General features: G+C 39.8%; 17 protein-coding genes. 7 read left to right on the top strand and 10 right to left on the bottom strand.

Features of this window, described 5'->3' with window-relative positions; translation table 11 throughout:
* Positions 1-82 precede the first annotated feature (82 nt).
* The 4 genes from B9Y87_RS15950 to trhO form a co-directional block, all read right to left on the bottom strand.
* Complete coding sequence (locus B9Y87_RS15950) at positions 83-2,425, bottom strand: penicillin-binding protein 1A (RefSeq protein WP_085499976.1); 2,343 nt, start codon at positions 2,423-2,425, stop codon at positions 83-85.
* A gap of 7 nt (positions 2,426-2,432) precedes the next feature.
* Positions 2,433-2,915, bottom strand: a complete 483-nt coding sequence (locus B9Y87_RS15945; protein ID WP_085499975.1) for a gliding motility lipoprotein GldH — start codon at positions 2,913-2,915, stop codon at positions 2,433-2,435.
* Positions 2,908-4,077 carry a PSP1 domain-containing protein gene (locus tag B9Y87_RS15940; protein ID WP_072860059.1) on the bottom strand — a complete coding sequence of 390 codons (1,170 nt, stop codon included), beginning with the start codon at positions 4,075-4,077 and terminating at the stop codon, positions 2,908-2,910. Before B9Y87_RS15940 ends, B9Y87_RS15945 begins: the two co-directional genes overlap by 8 nt.
* 313 nt (positions 4,078-4,390) lie before the next feature.
* Entirely contained in the window at positions 4,391-5,422 is a 1,032-nt protein-coding gene (gene trhO / locus B9Y87_RS15935) for an oxygen-dependent tRNA uridine(34) hydroxylase TrhO (RefSeq protein WP_085499974.1), read from the bottom strand.
* 576 nt (positions 5,423-5,998) lie between these two features.
* Here trhO and recA point away from each other — a divergent pair.
* The 4 genes from recA to B9Y87_RS15915 all read left to right on the top strand — a co-directional run bounded on the left by recA (position 5,999) and on the right by B9Y87_RS15915 (position 9,763).
* Positions 5,999-7,006, top strand: coding sequence for a recombinase RecA (gene recA, locus B9Y87_RS15930; protein ID WP_085500165.1), 1,008 nt, complete (start codon positions 5,999-6,001; stop codon positions 7,004-7,006).
* A gap of 188 nt (positions 7,007-7,194) precedes the next feature.
* Positions 7,195-7,668, top strand: coding sequence for a hypothetical protein (locus B9Y87_RS15925; RefSeq protein WP_085499973.1), 474 nt, complete (start codon positions 7,195-7,197; stop codon positions 7,666-7,668).
* A 20-nt stretch (positions 7,669-7,688) separates the two neighbouring features.
* The gene (locus B9Y87_RS15920) at positions 7,689-8,231 is read left to right on the top strand and encodes an RNA polymerase sigma factor (protein ID WP_085499972.1); all 543 of its coding nucleotides are present in this window, start codon (positions 7,689-7,691) and stop codon (positions 8,229-8,231) included.
* Between the two features lie 38 nt (positions 8,232-8,269).
* Positions 8,270-9,763 (top strand): outer membrane beta-barrel protein, encoded by a 1,494-nt coding sequence (locus tag B9Y87_RS15915; protein ID WP_085499971.1) that lies wholly within the window; start codon positions 8,270-8,272, stop codon positions 9,761-9,763.
* A gap of 50 nt (positions 9,764-9,813) precedes the next feature.
* Here the strand turns inward: B9Y87_RS15915 and B9Y87_RS15910 are convergent, their stop codons facing one another.
* Entirely contained in the window at positions 9,814-10,554 is a 741-nt protein-coding gene (locus tag B9Y87_RS15910; protein WP_085499970.1) for a lysophospholipid acyltransferase family protein, read from the bottom strand.
* A gap of 72 nt (positions 10,555-10,626) precedes the next feature.
* On the opposite strand from B9Y87_RS15910, the gene trpS reads away from it, so the two are divergent.
* The gene (trpS, locus tag B9Y87_RS15905; RefSeq protein WP_085499969.1) at positions 10,627-11,595 is read left to right on the top strand and encodes a tryptophan--tRNA ligase; all 969 of its coding nucleotides are present in this window, start codon (positions 10,627-10,629) and stop codon (positions 11,593-11,595) included.
* Between the two features lie 240 nt (positions 11,596-11,835).
* Here the strand turns inward: trpS and dprA are convergent, their stop codons facing one another.
* Entirely contained in the window at positions 11,836-12,939 is a 1,104-nt protein-coding gene (gene dprA / locus B9Y87_RS15900; RefSeq protein WP_085499968.1) for a DNA-processing protein DprA, read from the bottom strand.
* Between the two features lie 104 nt (positions 12,940-13,043).
* On the opposite strand from dprA, the gene B9Y87_RS15895 reads away from it, so the two are divergent.
* Both B9Y87_RS15895 and B9Y87_RS15890 read left to right on the top strand, forming a co-directional pair.
* Positions 13,044-13,991, top strand: a complete 948-nt coding sequence (locus tag B9Y87_RS15895; RefSeq protein ID WP_085499967.1) for an HU domain-containing protein — start codon at positions 13,044-13,046, stop codon at positions 13,989-13,991.
* A gap of 57 nt (positions 13,992-14,048) precedes the next feature.
* The gene (locus B9Y87_RS15890) at positions 14,049-14,561 is read left to right on the top strand and encodes an acyl-CoA thioesterase (RefSeq protein WP_085499966.1); all 513 of its coding nucleotides are present in this window, start codon (positions 14,049-14,051) and stop codon (positions 14,559-14,561) included.
* Here B9Y87_RS15890 and B9Y87_RS15885 read toward each other — a convergent pair.
* The 4 genes from B9Y87_RS15885 to B9Y87_RS15870 are packed head-to-tail and all read right to left on the bottom strand — an operon-like array spanning position 14,558 to position 18,375.
* Complete coding sequence (locus tag B9Y87_RS15885; RefSeq protein WP_317045137.1) at positions 14,558-15,394, bottom strand: aldo/keto reductase; 837 nt, start codon at positions 15,392-15,394, stop codon at positions 14,558-14,560. The two genes, B9Y87_RS15890 and B9Y87_RS15885, sit on opposite strands and share 4 nt — an antisense overlap.
* Before the next feature lie 12 nt (positions 15,395-15,406).
* On the bottom strand, positions 15,407-16,651 hold the full coding sequence (locus B9Y87_RS15880; protein ID WP_085499965.1) for a murein hydrolase activator EnvC family protein: 1,245 nt from the start codon (positions 16,649-16,651) through the stop codon (positions 15,407-15,409).
* Between the two features lies 1 nt (position 16,652).
* The gene (locus B9Y87_RS15875) at positions 16,653-17,438 is read right to left on the bottom strand and encodes a lipoprotein insertase outer membrane protein LolB1 (protein WP_085499964.1); all 786 of its coding nucleotides are present in this window, start codon (positions 17,436-17,438) and stop codon (positions 16,653-16,655) included.
* A 4-nt stretch (positions 17,439-17,442) separates the two neighbouring features.
* Complete coding sequence (locus B9Y87_RS15870) at positions 17,443-18,375, bottom strand: tetratricopeptide repeat protein (protein ID WP_085499963.1); 933 nt, start codon at positions 18,373-18,375, stop codon at positions 17,443-17,445.
* Positions 18,376-18,407: the final 32 nt, after the last annotated feature.

Genomic DNA, 18,407 nt, shown 5'->3' with positions numbered 1-18,407 from the left:
TCTAAAATACGGGTTTTTAACGAAAAATGCCCTTAACTTTTACATAAAAGCAAGGGCATTTTGGCATTGATTTATTATTGTACTAAAAATCCAAATCGTCTTCTATATCTATTTTATTATCTTCCTCCATAGCTGCCTTGGAGCAATCCACGTTAATGGACATTTCCTCCGGCTTTTCAAATTCCCCATCGGAAATACCCAGTTCCTTGTTGGCATAGTTCTTTTTCATATACAAGCCCCAAATTGGCAAAGCCATGGTAGCCCCCTGTCCGTAAGTAATGGTCCTAAAATGAACCGCTTTGTCATCGCCACCTACCCACACACCGGTTACCAAGTTGGGCACCATCCCCATAAACCAACCATCGCTCTGGTTCTGGGTAGTACCGGTTTTACCGGCAATCGGGTTTTTAAATTCATACGGATAACCAGTAATAACCTCCTTAAATTCCGCTCTATATTTATCTGCTCCAGTAGTCCTTAATCTAGTTCCCGAACCCCCTTGGGTTACCCCGGACATAAGATCGACCATAGCGTAGGACACATCCTTGCTCAATACATCTTTAGTTTCGGGTACATACTCGTAGAGTACCGTACCATTTTTGTCCTCGATCCTGGTTACCATGACCGGTTTAACGTATACTCCCTGATTGGCAAAGGTGCCATAGGCCCCCACCATCTCATACACATTAAGGTCTGCTGTTCCCAAGGCTATGGAAGGAACCTCCGGTATTTCTCCAGTAATTCCCAAATTTTTGGCTATGGATACCACTGCTTTGGGACCTACCCTATCTATTAATTGAGCAGTAACGGTATTCACGGAATTTGCCAATGCATTTTTAAGGGTAAGCATTTCCCCGGAATATTTACCATCGGAATTCTTTGGGCACCAAGGATCTGGATTTCCATGTTTATTGGCCTCAATACAATATTGATTGTCCGGTAGCACATCGCAGGGCGAAAGCCGCAGCTGATCTATAGCGGCTGCATATACAAAAGGCTTAAAGGTAGACCCTACTTGCCTGGCTCCTTGGATAACGTTGTCATATTGAAAGTGCTTATAATCTATACCGCCTACCCAGGCCTTTACATGTCCAGTTTGCGGCTCCATGGACATCATGGCCGTCTTCAGAAAGGATTTATAATATTTAATGGAATCCATAGGGGTCATTACCGTATCCTTCTCCTTGGTTTCGCTGTTCCAATCAAAAACGGTCATTTCCACCGGCTCATTAAAGGAAGCCCTTATTTCCTTTTCACTTTTTCCTTGGTCCTTTAGGTTATGCCACCTGTGCGAGGATTTTATGGCTCTCTCCATAATACCTGCTATTTCACCTGGTACTTCTTCAATAAAAGGGGCTGTTTTGTTTCGGTCTGGGGTATTTTGATGAAAGAACTCGGCCTGTAAGCGTTTCATATGCTCCGCCACTGCATCCTCTGCATTTTTTTGCATACGGGAATCTATGGTAGTGTATATCCTAAGCCCATCCAAATAAATATTCCATTTATCACTCTCGCCTTTTAAAGCCGGCTTGGGATTTTTTTCAATCCACCTGCGCATAAAGCCCTGTAGATACATCCTAAAATAAGTAGCCAAGCCCTCTCTATGCGATTCGGGACTAAAATTAATATCCATTTTTAAGGCCTGTAAGGAATCTTTTTCCTTTTCCGTGATATAATCATATTTTGCCATCTGGGACAAAACCGTATTTCTACGATTTAAGACCAATTCTTCACGTCGTATAGGGTTATAATAGGAAGAGTTTTTTAACATTCCCACCAAAACAGCCGATTCTTCAATTTTCAGATTTTTTGGTTCTTTACCAAAATAAATACGCGAAGCAGACCTAATGCCATCGGCATTATAATTAAAATCGTAAATGTTAAGATACATTTTAACGATTTCTTCTTTGGTATAGCTACGCTCCAATCTTATGGCAAGCACCCATTCCTTTATTTTCTGTGTAATGGTTTCAAAAATATTCTTGGAACGTACCCCTACAAATAATTGTCTCGCCAATTGTTGGGAGATGGTACTGGCCCCTCCTTTTTTGCCCAAGTAGGCAAAAGCCCTTAGAGTTCCCCTGGCATCTATTCCGGAATGTTCATAATACCTTGCGTCTTCGGTAGCTATCAATGCCTGAACCAAAGTTTTCGGCAACTCTTCATAGGCCACATCGGTCCTATTGTCATCCAAATAAAATTTGCCCAAAGTCTCACCATCCGAGGAAATAATTTCACTGGCCAAATTGGTCTGTGGATTCTCCAGACGCTCATATTCCGGCATGGCCCCAAAGGCTCCCCATGAAGCCAAAAGGAAGATCAAAACCACGGATAGGGCGCCTAAAAAGAACAGTACCCAAAACCATTTAATGAACTTGAAAAAATTGTTGTTGCTTTTTTTCTTCTTTTTGGTAGCTGTTGCCATAAGCCTACTAATTACTTTTTTCGATTAGGTAACCCACATCGGTAATACCTTCCAATTCCACAATTCCCTCTACTTGGCCATTTTTGCGCATGGCATGGGAGATTTCTAAGGTATATACGCCAGAAGATGGGAAAACGACGTTTTCCTTATACCATAATTTGTTTTCCTTTAAACTACCGTAACCAGTCCCCAACCATTGTCCGTCCGGTTTAGCCATTTCATATTCCAAGGTATCCCGCACTGCATCACCGTTGGGAAATTTTAACTCCGCAATTAAAAAAAGATTGCTGTATGGATATGTACCATCATTTCTCAGATTGATGAACATATTATACTTTTGAAGGGTATCCAATTCCTGAAAGGAAAATTTTACAACGCTATCCTTGTTCCATCGTCCGTTCTGTGTTGGACTATAATCGGACTTTACGGTTTGCTTATCGCAGGAAACCATAAAAATTACTAATAAAAATACACCTAAACTCTTAAGCATTTTTGGTAGGCCTTTTTTTATAATTGCTTCGCTTTTTCTTCTTGTTATTCCTGTTGGACCTTCTTTTCTTAGGAGTGTCGAATCGTGTTAAACTATCCTGCCCTACCACATTTTCAAAAACTTTTTCAACTTCTTGAACATTATCCACTGCATATTCCTCCAAACTGGCTACTTTTTCCCTCTTTTTGTTTTTTTCCAACACCTCCAAAACTTGGTCTTTGGACAAGACATGCCAATTGGCGGGTTCGTCCTTATAGGAAAACCAAAGTGAAGCTTTAAAAATGTCTACCTTTTGGCAAAAAGCCATCCCCTTTTCTGTAAATAGCTTGGTGTCCTGTCCGGGAAAGTCCTTTAGGGCATCCAAATAAACGTCCAATTCGTAATTTAGGCAACATTTAAGTTTACCACATTGTCCTGCCAACTTTTGAGGATTAAGCGAAAGCTGCTGGTAGCGGGCCGCCGAAGTACTTACAGACCTAAAGTCCGTTAACCATGTAGAGCAGCACAATTCCCTTCCGCAAGAACCTATTCCTCCCAAACGTTGGGCTTCCTGGCGGTAGCCAATTTGCCTCATTTCTATTCGGATACCAAAAGCCTTGGCCATATCCTTGATCAACTGACGGAAATCTACCCGTTCCTCAGCGGTGTAATAAAAAGTAGCCTTGGAACCATCTCCCTGAAATTCCACATCGGAAATTTTCATCTGCAACTTAAGTACAATGGCAATTTCCCTGGCTCTTTTCTTAATTTCCTCTTCCCTGTCCCTACATTTTTGCCAAATATCGATATCCTTTTGGGAAGCCTTTCGGTAAATTTTTGGAAGTTCCGGATTATTATAATCTTCCTTCTTCTTTTTCATTTGTACCCTCACCAATTCTCCTGTAAGGGTAACCATTCCTACGTCATGACCGGAAGTGGCCTGTGTAGCCACTATGTCGCCAATGGAAAGTGAAAGATTTTCGGAATTTCTAAAGAATTCTTTTCTACTATTTTTAAAACGGACTTCCACACAATCAAATGGTTTTTCACCATTTGGCAGTGACATATTGGAAAGCCAATCAAATACCGTCAATTTATTACAGCCATCAGTGCCACAAGTACCATTGTTCTTGCATCCTTTAGGCTGTCCGTCCTTACCGGTTGAACAACTGCTACAACCCATATTTCGTATCTTGGTTTAGTAAAAATGTAACACTTTTACTAAAAAAGGTTCATAAAATTATTAAACGTAAAGATAGTGTTTTTTTAATGCGATGAAAAGAAAGAGTTTCGTTGTCCGCGTAAAGCACCCTTAAAACAAGGAAAAACAGCCTTAGGCAGCAGATTTTAACTTAATCTTTACCTTAAAAATGACAAATAGCCCAGGGTTGAGGAATGGTATCCCAAGCCTAATTAATTGCTAGGAAAACCATTTCTGGGATATGGAATCAAGAGCTATGGACTAAAAGGTCCGGGCTACGAATATATGTTGGGGTTTACTTCTTGTACTTCAAGACCTCGGAACGACCTTTTTTAAAAATCTTATTGCTCACCACCTTTCCTTTCCTCAATTTTTTCTGTTCTTCATAAGGCAGTTCATGAATCTCCTTGCATTCTAGCGAGCAACAATTGTTCATGGCCTCTGCACAGGCATCGCACTGAATAAAAAGCAAATGGCATGCCTCATTGGCGCAATTAACATGGTTGTCACACGGGTTGCCACATTGATGGCAATTGGCAATGACATCATCCGTAATTCGCTCCCCCCTACGATGATCAAAAACAAAATTCTTGCCTAAAAATTTATTTTCCAAATTCAGATTTTTAACCTGACGTGTATATTCTATAATTCCGCCCTCCAGCTGATATACATTCTTAAAACCTTTATGTTTATAATAGGCACTGGCCTTTTCGCACCTAATACCACCGGTACAGTACATGACCAATTTTTTATCCTCCTTATGGTCTGCCAGATCCTTTTCAATGATATCCAAAGAATCCCTAAACGTATCCACATCAGGGGTAATTGCATTTTTAAAATGCCCAATCTCACTTTCATAGTGATTGCGCATGTCTACCAAAATAGTATCGGAATCCTCTATAAGTTCATTAAACTTAACGGCATCTACATGTATACCTTTATTGGTAACATCAAAAGAGTCATCATTTAATCCGTCGGCAACTATCTTTTCACGAACCTTGACCTTTAATTTTAAAAATGATTTGTTATCCTGTTCTATAGCGATATTCAACCTAACATTTTCCAGAAAGGTGATACTATCCAGGTGAGTCTTAAAGGCATTGAAATTTACGGCAGGAACGGATAATTGGGCATTGATGCCTTCATGGGCTACATAAATACGGCCCAAAACATCCAGTTCGTTCCAATGAATAAATAAATGGTTTCGAAAAATTGACGGATTGCCAATACGTGCATATTGATAGAAAGAAATGGTAAGGCGCTCCAATCCCGCCTCCTCTATAAGGGCCTCTCTCTCCTTTGCACTTAAGGTATTGTACAGTTGCATGCTATACTAATATTTTAAGTTAAAGAAAAATTTATGGGGGCAAAAATAGGACTTATAGATCGGGATTAAAAGAATAATGCCCGTTTTTTGAATTCCAGCCAGGTCCAGCCCAACATGTAAACCCAATTAAACCAATACGAAAAACTATTGGCTCAGAAATAAAACCAGCTAAGTATCTAAAGCAAAAAAGGATCTTGAAAATATCAAGACCCTTTTTAAGGTCAATATCATTTTTTCTTTTTCATAGAATTAAAACAAAATATTGACCCACAACCCTTATTGTTTTACCAGAACAATAAGCAACCTAATTTGAGTTAGTTATTTTTTAGATGACACAAATGCAAAAAGGTTGCGTGCAAAGTCGAAAATAATTGCTCAAAATGCTAGCTGCGCAACATAATTTGCAGATTAACACGCCATTAACCCTTGTAAATTAGGGAATTACACAAGTTAGGGAAAAAGAAAAAAATTCAATTGAAATTAAATAATGTATTAATTTCTTCATATAAAATCCTTACCATAGGTGGTTTTATGCGAAAAGAATTGGTATTTTAGCCTCCCTAATAAGATATGAAAATGAGTTCCGAAAAAGACGCAAAATTAAAAGCACTTAAACTAACCCTGGATAAATTGGATAAAACTTACGGCAAGGGGGCCGTAATGAAGATGGGCGATAGTGTAGTACAAGACGTAGAAGTGATATCTTCGGGTTCTTTGGGATTGGATGTAGCACTAGGCGTTGGAGGATATCCACGAGGCAGGGTAATTGAAATATACGGTCCTGAATCCTCTGGTAAAACCACTCTTACACTGCACGCCATGGCAGAAGCACAAAAAAAAGGAGGTATCGCCGCTTTTATTGATGCGGAACATGCCTTCGACCGATTTTATGCCCAAAAACTTGGCGTGGATATTGATAACCTTATCATTTCCCAACCCGATCATGGAGAACAGGCTTTGGAGATTGCCGATAATTTAATTCGCTCTGGTGCCATCGACATTGTTGTTATCGACTCTGTTGCCGCATTGACCCCAAAAAGTGAAATTGAAGGTGAAATGGGCGACTCCAAAATGGGACTACATGCCCGATTAATGTCGCAGGCATTGCGAAAACTAACCGGTTCTATCAGTAAAACCAATTGTACAGTAATCTTCATTAACCAATTACGGGAAAAAATTGGGGTAATGTTCGGTAATCCGGAAACGACTACTGGTGGTAACGCCCTTAAATTTTATGCTTCCGTACGTTTGGATATAAGAAGATCTACCCAAATCAAAGATACCGATGGTGACGTACAAGGTAACAAGACCCGTGTTAAAGTGGTAAAGAACAAAGTTGCACCTCCGTTTAAGACAGCGGAATTTGATATTATGTACGGGGAAGGCATTTCCAAAGTTGGGGAAATAATCGACCTAGGGGTTGAATTTGAAATTATTAAGAAAAGTGGATCCTGGTTTAGCTACGGCGATACCAAGCTGGGCCAAGGTAGGGATGCCGTAAAAAGCTTACTGCTGGACAATCCCGAACTACTCGAAGAACTGGAAGGCAAAATTAAAGAAGCCATCAAAACAGTAAAATCATAAATATAAAAATCCCGATTTCATCGGGATTTTTCATTTCTACACGCAACCTTTATTTCCTCTTTACATCTTAATAACAAAAGCAATTGTTATGAAACCGGCTTGCCCCAAAAAAATAAAAAATATGTGTACATATTTCTAGGGAATAAAGGTTTCCAAAACCATTATAAAACAAATTAAATTTTAAGAACATGAAACGAGTATTCATTTTGCTGCTTGTTGCCTCTTTTACCCTATTCACATCATGTGATATAGATGATGATGTTAACTATCATTTTGAAGCCTTACAGGTCAAATCTGTAGAAATGCCCGAGGCATTTGATTATGGTGAAATCTATAAAATAAAAGTTACTTACTTTAGGCCGAATAATTGTACCTTTTTCGAAGGTTTTGACGTAGTAAAAGAAGCGTTGACAACCAGAAAAGTGGTTACCATTGGCACTGTTATTGAAGATGAAGAGGAATGCACCGGTAGCGGTGAAGACCTAGTGGCAACATTTAACTTTGAAGTATTGTACGATGAACCGTATTTATTTAGATATTGGACCGGTGAGGATGCGAATGGAGAGCCAACATATTTAGAAATTACCGTGCCGGTAAACGAAGATAGTTCGGCCATCTCAGCGCCCGAAAGTAACATGGGCACGTCCAATTTAAAGAATTAGTAAATAACCCAATCCATATTTTGAGTAACCTGGTTGAGCTCATAAATAATTGCAAAAAGGGGAACAGACAAGCACAAGAACAGCTATACCGGGACTATTCCCGGATTTTGTTCGGAATTTGTCTCAAATACTCGCGCAATAAAACGGAGGCCGAAGACAATCTGCATGATAGTTTTATGACTATCTACAGCAAAATTGATCAGTTTAAACACCAAGGTTCTTTTGAAGGCTGGATCAAACGTATTACCGTAAATACAGTACTTCAAAAATATAGGAAAGAGGAAACCTTAACACTGGTCACCGATAACATTGAGGATGAATTGCCAGAAGATTCGGGCTATTTAAACCTGGATTTGGCCACCTTGCTCAATTATGTGCAAGAGCTTCCCAATAAATACCGCTTAACCTTCAACCTTTATGTGTTGGACGGCTATAGCCACAAAGAGATTAGTGAAATGTTGGGAACGTCCCTAGGGACTTCCAAATCCAATCTTGCCAGGGCAAGAATGATATTAAAAGAAAAAATTGAGGCAAATAAAGCGGGAATTATTATGGAAGGGTAAACCCTCCCGATTATAATCCCTGCTGAACAATTAAAAACATGAGTGAAAATAATTTAGACAAATTATTTCAAGAGAAGTTGGCAAACTTCCAAGAAATTCCTGACGAAAAAGTTTGGAATTCCATAGCCGCTTCCTTGGATAATGAGAAACGATCCCGCAAACTTGTTCCCCTATGGTGGAAGGTTGGCGGTGTGGCAGCAATACTGGCCATCCTATTTATTGCGATCAATCCGTTTTCCACTTCCGATTTGGCAACACCTGTTATAACGGATGTAGAAAATAAAACCCGAAGTGTCCAAGACTCCAATAACTTTCTGGAATCTTCCACCGAAGCTACCGGCATCACCAATAATGAAGGAAAAACTACGGAGGAAAATAAAATTGAAACAAGCTCCCAAACGGCTGGGGACAAAATTACAGATCCCCTTGCCAACAATGGAAGCATAGTTGCCGAAAGTAACCCAAAACGCGATAACTCAGGAAAAGTACAAAAGCACCCTATTCCAACCCACACAGCATCCAAGGAATTGTTGGCAAATGGATCGGGAACAAAGAATCTTGATGATAATACAGGCCAAGAACCGACCCGTTTAGTACAACCCATAGAGGACACATCACCCTCCAAGGAGTTGCCTATTCCTACTGAGGAAGCCATTGCACATCAAGAAAACAATAACGCCAACAAGCCTATTGAAAAAACTCCTGAAGTTGGCTCTGAGGACCTTCCATCAAATAAAAAGTCCATATTAGAGGCCATAGAGGAAAATGAGGTTGCTGAAGTTGAGGAAGCCCACAAAGGAAAGTGGTCCGCTGGCCCAAGCATTGCTCCGGTTTACTTTAATGGATTGGGTGAGGGGTCCCCGATCAACTCCATTCTTGCTTCCAACAGCAAAACAGGAAGTGTAACGCTGAGTTACGGTATTACGGTGGCCTATGAAATTTCTAAAAAACTGAGTGTACGTTCCGGTATCCATAAGGTAGATTATGGCTATGACACCAACGATGTCTCTTTTACATCCTCATTTAACGCTTCAACCGGGAATCAAATAAGCAATATTAAGTATTCCAATGACTCCCAATCCATTATTTTGAATAATCCAAACAGCGAAAATGTAATCCCTAAGCCCGGAACCGTATTTGCTATGGACGTCACTGGTAAAAACCCTACCCGTTTAGGCACAATGGGACAACAAATGGGATATTTGGAGATACCCTTGGAACTAAATTATGCCCTTTTGGATCGTAAATTCGGTGTTAATATTATAGGAGGAGTAAGTTCCCTTTTTCTAACGGATAATTCGGTAGTATTGGAATCCAGTGGACAGACAACAGAGTTTGGGGAAGCCAATAATATCAATTCCATTAATTTTAGTACCAACCTTGGTCTTGGGTTGGATTATAAGTTTACCCCTAAGCTTAAATTTAATGTAGAGCCGGTATTTAAATATCAACTAAATACCTTTTCGAATACCTCTGGCAGTTTTAACCCATATTCCTTGGGAGTTTACAGCGGGTTTACTTTAAAATTCTAATCCTAAGGCATGTTGATTAAACCGGCATAGCGCCAATGGAATTTACAAGCCTAACGGGAATTCTGGATCTCATTCAAAATTACTTCCCTTACGGATTCACGAAGCATTATCTTGTCTGCCTCTTTAAGATTATGCGTTGCAAAAAATTTATGGACCCTAACACGTAACCTTCCAGGACCACCACTATAAAAAGTAAATGAAAACCGCCTTTTGTTGTCATAAAATGTCATGGGCACTACAGGAATGTTATGAGCAATTGCCATTTTAAATGCCCCGTCCTTAAAGTCGTCCAAAACAATATCTTCATCGGGCACCCCACCCTCTGGGAAAATACAAATACTCAAGCCCTGTTGTAATCTTTTTTGTGCCCTTCTGTATACTGCCGTCCTACTTTTGGCACTCTCCCTATCCACCAAAATACATACCCTTTTATAGAAGAACCCGAATAAGGGAATATTCACCAATTCCTTCTTCCCTATAAAAACAAAAGGATTTTTACTAACTTTTAGCATCAACATAATATCCAACATACTGGTGTGATTGGAAACCAACATATAACTTTCACCCTTTTTGAGCCTTTCCTCCCATTTAATTACCGGAAAACACCCCATCCCATAAAGAATAAAGTTGGCCCAGATATTACGGGCCATCCAAAAGAATTGTGGGTACGTTCTCTCTGAAAGGGTGAAAATTACCAGAAAAGGAAGCATTATTAAAATGGGCAAAACCACTAAAATATAGAACCAGATCCGGTAGAGCGTATGGCCTATTTTTTTAAGGAATGATAGCATGCGGTCAAAAGTAATAATTTTAGTGCTTCTTTAGAATTTCTTTTACCTTTGTCCTTCTTTGAAAATAAAATAATGGCAAGAATCTTAACCGGTATACAAAGCACGGGAACCCCTCATTTAGGGAATATTTTGGGAGCGATCATCCCAGCGATAGAAATGGCGAACAATCCAGCAAACGATTCCTTTCTATTTATTGCGGATATGCACTCACTGACCCAAATAAAGAATGGTGAGCAATTGAGAAACAACACTTATGCCGTAGCGGCCACCTGGTTGGCCTTTGGACTCGACATTAATAAAACCGCCTTTTATCGGCAGAGTGATATACCCCAAACCGCGGAACTGGCATGGTACCTTAGCTGTTTTTTTCCTTACCAAAGATTGACCCTTGCACACTCTTTTAAGGATAAAGCAGACCGACTCGAAGATGTAAACGCAGGTTTGTTTTTCTATCCAATGCTTATGGCTGCGGACATACTTCTATACGATGCTGAGATAGTCCCGGTTGGCAAGGATCAAATGCAGCATTTGGAAATGACAAGGGATGTGGCCTCTAGGTTTCATGCCCAATTAGGAGAAACATTTGTTATACCGGAAGGTAAGGTACAGGAAGAAACCATGTATATTCCGGGTACCGATGGGTCTAAAATGAGCAAAAGCAAGGGAAATTTGATAAGCCTTTTCCAGACCGATAAACAATTGCGCAAACAGATCATGGGCATACAGACGGACAGTACGCCCATGGAGGACCCCAAGGATCCTGATACCGATAACGTATTTGCCCTGTACAAAATTCTGGCTTCGGAAAATCAAGTTGCAGAAATGCGTGCCAATTACTTAAACGGCAATTATGGCTACGGTCATGCCAAACAAGCGCTATATGAAGTTATCCTGGATCGCTTTGGTGAGGCTAGGGAAAAGTTCGACTATTACATGAACAATCTAAATGAGCTTGATGAAGCCTTGGCCTTTGGCGCCAAAAAAGCCAAAATAGTGGCCGATGGTGTCCTGGAAAGGGTGAGGGCTAAAGTTGGTTATTAATTATCAGGAAATATACCCATTGGTCGGTTCGTGCCGTTCAGTGATATTTTCCCAAAATAATAATTGGGCTGAGGAGTAGTTTATGGGAGATGAAATACCCAAAGTACTTCGTTATTCATTCATAAAATCCATTTTACAAACCAGTTGGTCGGTAAATTTTAAAAAACAAACCCCCATTTAAGGTCGAAAATTGGCATAAACACACCAATTGAATTCAAGAAAAAGTGAAGGTGTACATTTTTAAATAGCCTCGAACAATTTACCTGGGAGCGGCCTCACCACTCCCTTCATTTCCATATTCAATAAGGTAGAGGAAACCTTAAAAATAGGCAACTTACAGTCCAGTGCAATGTGGTCCAACATTTGTTTGCCGCCCTGTAATAAATAATCATAGATTTCCTTCTCGGTATCGTCCAACTCCACAAAAAGTTGCTTTTGTATGGTAGCGGGCTCCTTTTCTTCCAATTCCCAACCTAACATATAAATCAAATCGGCGGCCGAGGTAAGTAGTTGTGCTTTCTGCTGCTTTATGAGGTTATTGCATCCGCTACTGTACTTATCCTGGGTTCTTCCAGGTACGGCAAAAACATCTCGATTATAACTGTTGGCAATATCTGCGGTAACCAGACTACCTCCCTTTTCAGCAGATTCCACTACAATGGTAGCTTCGCCCATACCCGCAATAATCCGATTTCGCTTTAAAAAATTCTCCCTATCAGGCTGACTAGTGCTCCAAAATTCCGTAAAAAAACCACCGTTCCTGTTTACATCGGGCACATATTTTTCATGCATTTTTGGATAAATTTGATTCAAACCATGGGCCAGGCATCCTATGGTCTGTAACCCGTGTTTTACCGCTGCCCTATGTACACAAATATCCACCCCATAGGCAAAGCCACTTACAATAATTGGATCCAAGGGTGCCAATTCCTCAATGAACTGCTCGCAAAATGCTGTACCATAACTGGTAATATTTCGGGTCCCAACAATACTTATGATCCTCTGGCGGTTCAAATCTATCTTCCCTTGGCTGAAAAGTAAAATAGGACTATCTATACAGTGTTTCAAATATGCCGGATAGTTGTCCTCCATAAAATAATGTAGCTGTATTTCCCGACTCCTTATAAATTCATATTCCAATTCTGCTGCCTCCAAATGCTCCCTGTCCATAAGCCCTTTCAGGATCCCTGTACCAATGCCGTCCAATTTTAACAAACGAGCTATTTTTTCATCAAAAATTGCTGATGGACTCCCGCAACTGGATATTAATTTTTTTGCCGTTATGTCACCAATATTCGGCACGTTCTGCAACCGAAGAATAGCAATTATTTCATCTCTAGTCATTTATGGAACCCGCTTAGTTGTTCACAAAATACACAAAATATAATGTTAATAAAAAGTTATGTGAAGAGTTTTGAACTTGTGTATTTTTTCTAATCTTTGTCCCTATGGGAACCGAACATTACATAGCGGAGCTGCTTTATAGATACAATTGTGTAATGGTGCCTGAATTCGGCGCTTTTTTGACACAGATGAAATATGCCGTTATCAATGACGCTACAAATTCATTCTATCCTCCTTCGAAAGTAATATCTTTTAACGAACAACTGACTTCCAATGACGGATTGTTGGTATCCTATATGGCCGATGCCGAAAAAATGTCCTACGAGGACATGCAGAAGCAAATAGCGACAGTATCGCTAAAGTGGAAAAAACTCCTAAAGGAAGGACACAGATTGAATCTGCCCAACATAGGTGAATTGTGGCTGAACAAGGAAGGAAAAACCCAGTTTCAGCCTTCTTATCAGGTAAATTACCTTACCTCCTCGTTTGGGTTATCTACCTTTGTATCTACCCCGATCTCTAGGGAAGTTTTAAAGGAGGAAGTAGTTGAACTGGAAGAAAAAATTCCATTTATGATAACCCCTGAGGCGAGAAAAGAATCTACCCTTAGGCCTTATTTAAAATATGCAGCCGTAATATTATTGGCCATTGCAACTGGTTTTACCGGCTATCGACTTTATAACGAAAAAGTATACGACCAAGAATTGGTAAGGCAGGAAGCAAATCAGCAAGTTTCCAAAAATATCCAGGAAGCTACCTTTTTCAATACTGCTCCCTTAGAATTACCGGCCGTATCCTTAAATGTCATCACCAACAAAAAAAGTGGTGTTCACCAAGTTATTGCCGGCGCTTTTAGAATTCAGGAAAATGCCGAAAAGAAAGTCCTTCAACTTAAAGAAAAAGGATATGATGCCTCTTATCTAGGTGTCAACCAATATGGCTTGCATATGGTAGCCTACGGCAGCTTTGACGATGCCAAGGAAGCACTAAATTATTTAAGGAAAATTAAACAGTCCGAATCGCCCGAGGCTTGGTTGCGTTCCGTAAAATAATTACCTCTCTACTTTTTAGCTTAATATTACCAATGTATCTTTGCCCAAAAGAATTTTATGGAGCCAAAGACGCCCAGTGAATCGCGCACCTTAATGACCGACATGGTCCTTCCTAGTGAAACCAATCCTTTAAACAATTTGTTTGGCGGTGAATTGTTGGCCCGAATGGACCGTGCCGCCAGTATTGCCGCCAGGCGCCACAGTAGGCGAATAACCGTTACTGCGTCCGTAAACCATGTAGCCTTTAACCAAGCTGTTCCTGTAGGAAGTGTTGTTACCGTAGAGGCGGCCGTTTCCAGAGCCTTCAAGACCTCTATGGAAGTATTCATAGACGTTTGGATGGAAGACCGCTTTAACGGCGAGAAATCCAAGGTAAATGAAGCTATCTACACTTTTGTGGCCGTGGACGATAGCGGAAAACCTACCACTGTTCCGGAATTAAGGCCAGAGACCGACTTGGAGATACAGCGATTTGAAGCTGCTTTACGAAGAAAACAACTTAGTTTGGTACTTGCCGGCAAGATGAAACCCAAAGATGCTACAGAGCTTAAGGCTTTGTTTTTGGATTAAAAATCGAAATTATCTGGGTCGGGACCAAATCTTTTTCCGCGGTCCAAATTCTCTAATTTTTTGACATCCTCAGGAGCAAGCTCAAAGTCAAAAATATCCGCATTGGCTCTAATTCGATCCTTTTTGGCAGATTTTGGAATGGTGATCACCCCCTTTTGCAAATCCCAACGCAATACAATTTGGGCAATGGACTTTTTGTATTTTGCGGCCAGGTCCTTCATAATCTCCAATTCAAAAATATGTCCTTGCATCAATGGGGACCAAGCTTCATACTGAATGGTATTTTTGTGGCAAAAATCGATCAAATCCTGTTGCACCAAATAGGGATGAAATTCCATTTGGTTCACCATTGGAACAATTTCAGAGGCAGCTATTAAATCTTCCAAATGGTGTTGCAAAAAATTACTTACTCCAATAGCCCTCACCCCTTTATGCTTGTACAAATATTCCATGGCCCTCCAAGTTTCCTTATATTTCCCCTTTACAGGCCAATGCACCAGGTATAGATCAAGATAGTCCAAATTCAATCGCTCTAAACTGGACTCATAGGCTCTTATAGTACTTTCATAGCCTTGATCGCTATTCCACACCTTACTCACCACAAATATGTCCTTACGGTCAACACCACTTTCCCTGATACCCAAGCCCACACCCTCTTCATTATTGTATATCGAAGCCGTGTCTATATGTCGATATCCGTCCTGCAAAGCCCATTTTACAGCATTGGTCACTTCCTTTCCATCTTCAGATAAATAGACCCCTAAACCAAAATAGGGCATATCAACGCCATTGTGAAGTCTAAAAGTTCCTTTTAAATCCGTTAAATTCTTCAATTTTAAAATATTTTATAGTTGATAAATCCATTCTTCGGGATTAAGGCGGGTAGTATCCTTATAAAGATAAAACTTCAATTGGGTAGTACCGCTGGATTTACTGGTGTAAATATCCCCCAAATCCGACTTGGTGTTTACCTTATCCCCCTTCTTTACATAAACTCTGGAAAGATTGTAATAAGTACTTATATAGTTTCCATGTTTAATCTGTACTCCCTTATTCCCTCCTGGAACAGAGAGTATGGCAATAACTTCGCCTTCAAAGATTGCCCTTGCCTTGGATCCTTCATCCGTGGCAATAATTACCCCATTACTTTCGTGTTTTATACCTGGATAAACGGCATCATTATAAACCCCAAACCCCTGTCTTTTAATTCCTTTTTCCACGGGCCAGATCAATTTACCCTTGTTGGCGGAAAAATTATTGGCCACTATAGTCGCTTCAGGAGTTAATACAAACTTACTGCTACTTGTTGCAGTGGTACTGGAAGATTTACTTGCCTCCCTGTTGGAGGCGGCAATAGCGCTACGTATCAATCTTTCTATTTGTTCATCTATCCTCTTGGCCTCTTTCTTCTTATTTTCAATGGCAGCAGCATATTTGCTTTCGTTCTTCCTTATGCTCTTGAGTAATTCCTTTTGGGATTGGATTTCCTTATACAGCTGATTTTTGATCTGTGTATTTTCCGCCACCAGCTTGTCCTTCTCCTTACGCTGTTCGGAAAGGTCTTTGTTCAATTGGGTTAGCTCTTCCGTTTTGGCCACAATTTGCTCCCCCTGCTCTTTTCTGTATTGGGTATACTGCTTCATGTACTGGAAACGCTTAAAAGCCTGTAGGAAATTCTCAGAGGACAAAAGAAACATTAACCTGCTCTGTCTGGATTTATTCTGATAGGACTTTTGGATCATATTCCCGTATTCTTCCTTCAAAAAAGCAAGATCGTTACGCAGTTTTCCAATGTTCCTAACATTCGTATTTATCTGCCTATTAAGTAAATTGGACTGTTGATTGGTAACCCTGATCAATTGTTGTCGAACATTGATTTTTTGATCCATGGCCTCCATCTGCTCCAAGACATTTCCCTTTTCCTTTTTTTCTGCGAACAATAATCGGTTAATTTCCGATATTTCCTTTTGAAGTTGCTCCCTTTTGGATTCCAATGCCTTTTGTTCATTGGTTTGTGCCATGGAAAAATAGCCCCAATGAAAGGCCATAATAAAAAGAAAATAAACTATATACGAGTGATTACTTCTCATATTAATTTAATACTATTTCTTTGAAACCATTTGGTATATTATATGGAAAATTCAAAGCTCTATTAAATTCCATATTCCTAAACTCTACCGTAATATTATTGGTATTGTCCCCGTCTACCGCCAATATTTCTATCTCTCCTGGCAAAATCCATTTATTGACCTTTTGATAGTTTTTATAATTGATTTCCAGCAATCGTTTCTCCCATGTTTGCGACAATTGTTGGGCAGCCATTTTATAATTCAAGGGCTCGATTTGAAACAATGTTTTAAATAGATCTCCGGCCTTTTTTGGTTTTAACTGATAGTTGTCGTTGGCAATTTCCACCGTATACTTTTCATCCCGTAAATCGAAAAGGGGCTCTCCCAAAAGAAGGTTTTGTACTTTTTGAAAATTAAGGTCGGTTCCCAATAATTGACTCAAATAGGAGAAATTACCGTCAAAATACTCATTATCCAACTTATTATAAAACGATACCCTGTCCGGAGTAATGTAGGCCTTTACGATTCCCAAGGGCGCGCTTAGCCAAATGGCCTTGTCCTTTTCCATCCTAAAACTTACACTTACGCTTTGTGTACTCTCCCCGTCAGAATAATCTATCCTCATTTTTCCACTTAGGGTTTTAAAATTGAAATGGGAGTAATAGTGATTTCTTATGACCGCCTTTGCGGCCATATTTTCATCCACAGTACCGCTTTTAATTACGCTTGTAGACTTACATGAAAACACCAATACCACAAAAATGCCAAGTAGAGCCCATTTTTGAAGTCTTTTAAAACTGTATACCATAGATTTACGACCCGGATTTTAATTTACTAAGATACATATTTGCTTTGGAAGAATTTCCTAAAGCATTGTTAGCATCCACTAATTCTTTGTATATCTTATTGGCAAGATCAATATCATCCAGTATATAATCCAACCCGGACTCCAAGGCCATTATAGCTTCCTTATATTTCTTCACCTTATTTAAACTAAGTCCGTATGCGTAATAAAAATAAGGTTGCGCCGGGAAATTCTCTAAGGCCTCCTCACTAACGGAAGAGGCATTTTTATAGTCGCCCTTTGCCAAATAATCAGAAATACTGAATATAAAATTATCCATTGGGCTTTCCTTTTTCACTTCTACTATAATAGTATCCTCCTTAATTTCAGTATTTTCCCTTGTCTTGATGGAGCTATTAATTCTTGAGCTTAGCTCCTTGGAAAAGGTTGAGGTCTTCATACCTTTCAGTATTTTTAAGGCGCTATCATAATTTTCCTGCCCAAAATAAATCAAAACCAGATTTTCTTGGAGTTGTACATTAGTGTAAGGTATCTTATCCCTCACTACGTCCAGGCCCAAGCCTTGTCCTTGCATTATATCTACCAAGGTTTTCAATACCCAAAAATTATCAGGTCTGGCATTCAAGGCCGAAATACCATATTGCTGTGCCAATACCACTTGTTTTGAAGCCAAATAGGCCTTGGCCAGTTCATGGTCCAATGTAGTATTGTTAGGGTCCAGTCGTTTGCATTCCAAGAAAAGATTTATAGCCCTATCGTAGTTTTCAATCCCCTTTTGCTTTAAGGCTTCAAAGAATTTTTCCTGAAACTCATCGGTGTATTCCTCTAAAAAGACCTCGGCACTCTCTTCTTCCTTAATTTCATTTTCTTGGGCACAACCGGGCCTAGGGATCAAAACCAGCCCCAATGAAAAAATAAATATGTATCCCCTTTTTCTCATATCAAAAATCTCACCTTAAGGAAAAACAGACT

Origin of the sequence: Arenibacter troitsensis, assembly GCF_900177645.1 — a bacterium.
Taxonomy (GTDB): domain Bacteria; phylum Bacteroidota; class Bacteroidia; order Flavobacteriales; family Flavobacteriaceae; genus Arenibacter; species Arenibacter troitsensis.
The sequence above is the reverse complement of the archived record's forward strand: the minus strand, read 5'-3'. Positions and strand labels throughout refer to the sequence as shown.

Coding starts and splice junctions, on each gene's coding strand:
- B9Y87_RS15940 (WP_072860059.1), bottom strand. CDS start 4,077: ATGGGTTGTAGCAGTTGTTCAACCGGTAAGGACGGACAGCCTAAAGGA.
- B9Y87_RS15925 (WP_085499973.1), top strand. CDS start 7,195: ATGAAACGAGTATTCATTTTGCTGCTTGTTGCCTCTTTTACCCTATTC.
- trpS (WP_085499969.1), top strand. CDS start 10,627: ATGGCAAGAATCTTAACCGGTATACAAAGCACGGGAACCCCTCATTTA.
- B9Y87_RS15915 (WP_085499971.1), top strand. CDS start 8,270: ATGAGTGAAAATAATTTAGACAAATTATTTCAAGAGAAGTTGGCAAAC.
- B9Y87_RS15950 (WP_085499976.1), bottom strand. CDS start 2,425: ATGGCAACAGCTACCAAAAAGAAGAAAAAAAGCAACAACAATTTTTTC.
- recA (WP_085500165.1), top strand. CDS start 5,999: ATGAGTTCCGAAAAAGACGCAAAATTAAAAGCACTTAAACTAACCCTG.
- B9Y87_RS15875 (WP_085499964.1), bottom strand. CDS start 17,438: ATGGTATACAGTTTTAAAAGACTTCAAAAATGGGCTCTACTTGGCATT.
- B9Y87_RS15880 (WP_085499965.1), bottom strand. CDS start 16,651: ATGAGAAGTAATCACTCGTATATAGTTTATTTTCTTTTTATTATGGCC.
- B9Y87_RS15910 (WP_085499970.1), bottom strand. CDS start 10,554: ATGCTATCATTCCTTAAAAAAATAGGCCATACGCTCTACCGGATCTGG.
- dprA (WP_085499968.1), bottom strand. CDS start 12,939: ATGACTAGAGATGAAATAATTGCTATTCTTCGGTTGCAGAACGTGCCG.
- B9Y87_RS15895 (WP_085499967.1), top strand. CDS start 13,044: ATGGGAACCGAACATTACATAGCGGAGCTGCTTTATAGATACAATTGT.
- trhO (WP_085499974.1), bottom strand. CDS start 5,422: ATGCAACTGTACAATACCTTAAGTGCAAAGGAGAGAGAGGCCCTTATA.
- B9Y87_RS15890 (WP_085499966.1), top strand. CDS start 14,049: ATGGAGCCAAAGACGCCCAGTGAATCGCGCACCTTAATGACCGACATG.
- B9Y87_RS15870 (WP_085499963.1), bottom strand. CDS start 18,375: ATGAGAAAAAGGGGATACATATTTATTTTTTCATTGGGGCTGGTTTTG.
- B9Y87_RS15945 (WP_085499975.1), bottom strand. CDS start 2,915: ATGCTTAAGAGTTTAGGTGTATTTTTATTAGTAATTTTTATGGTTTCC.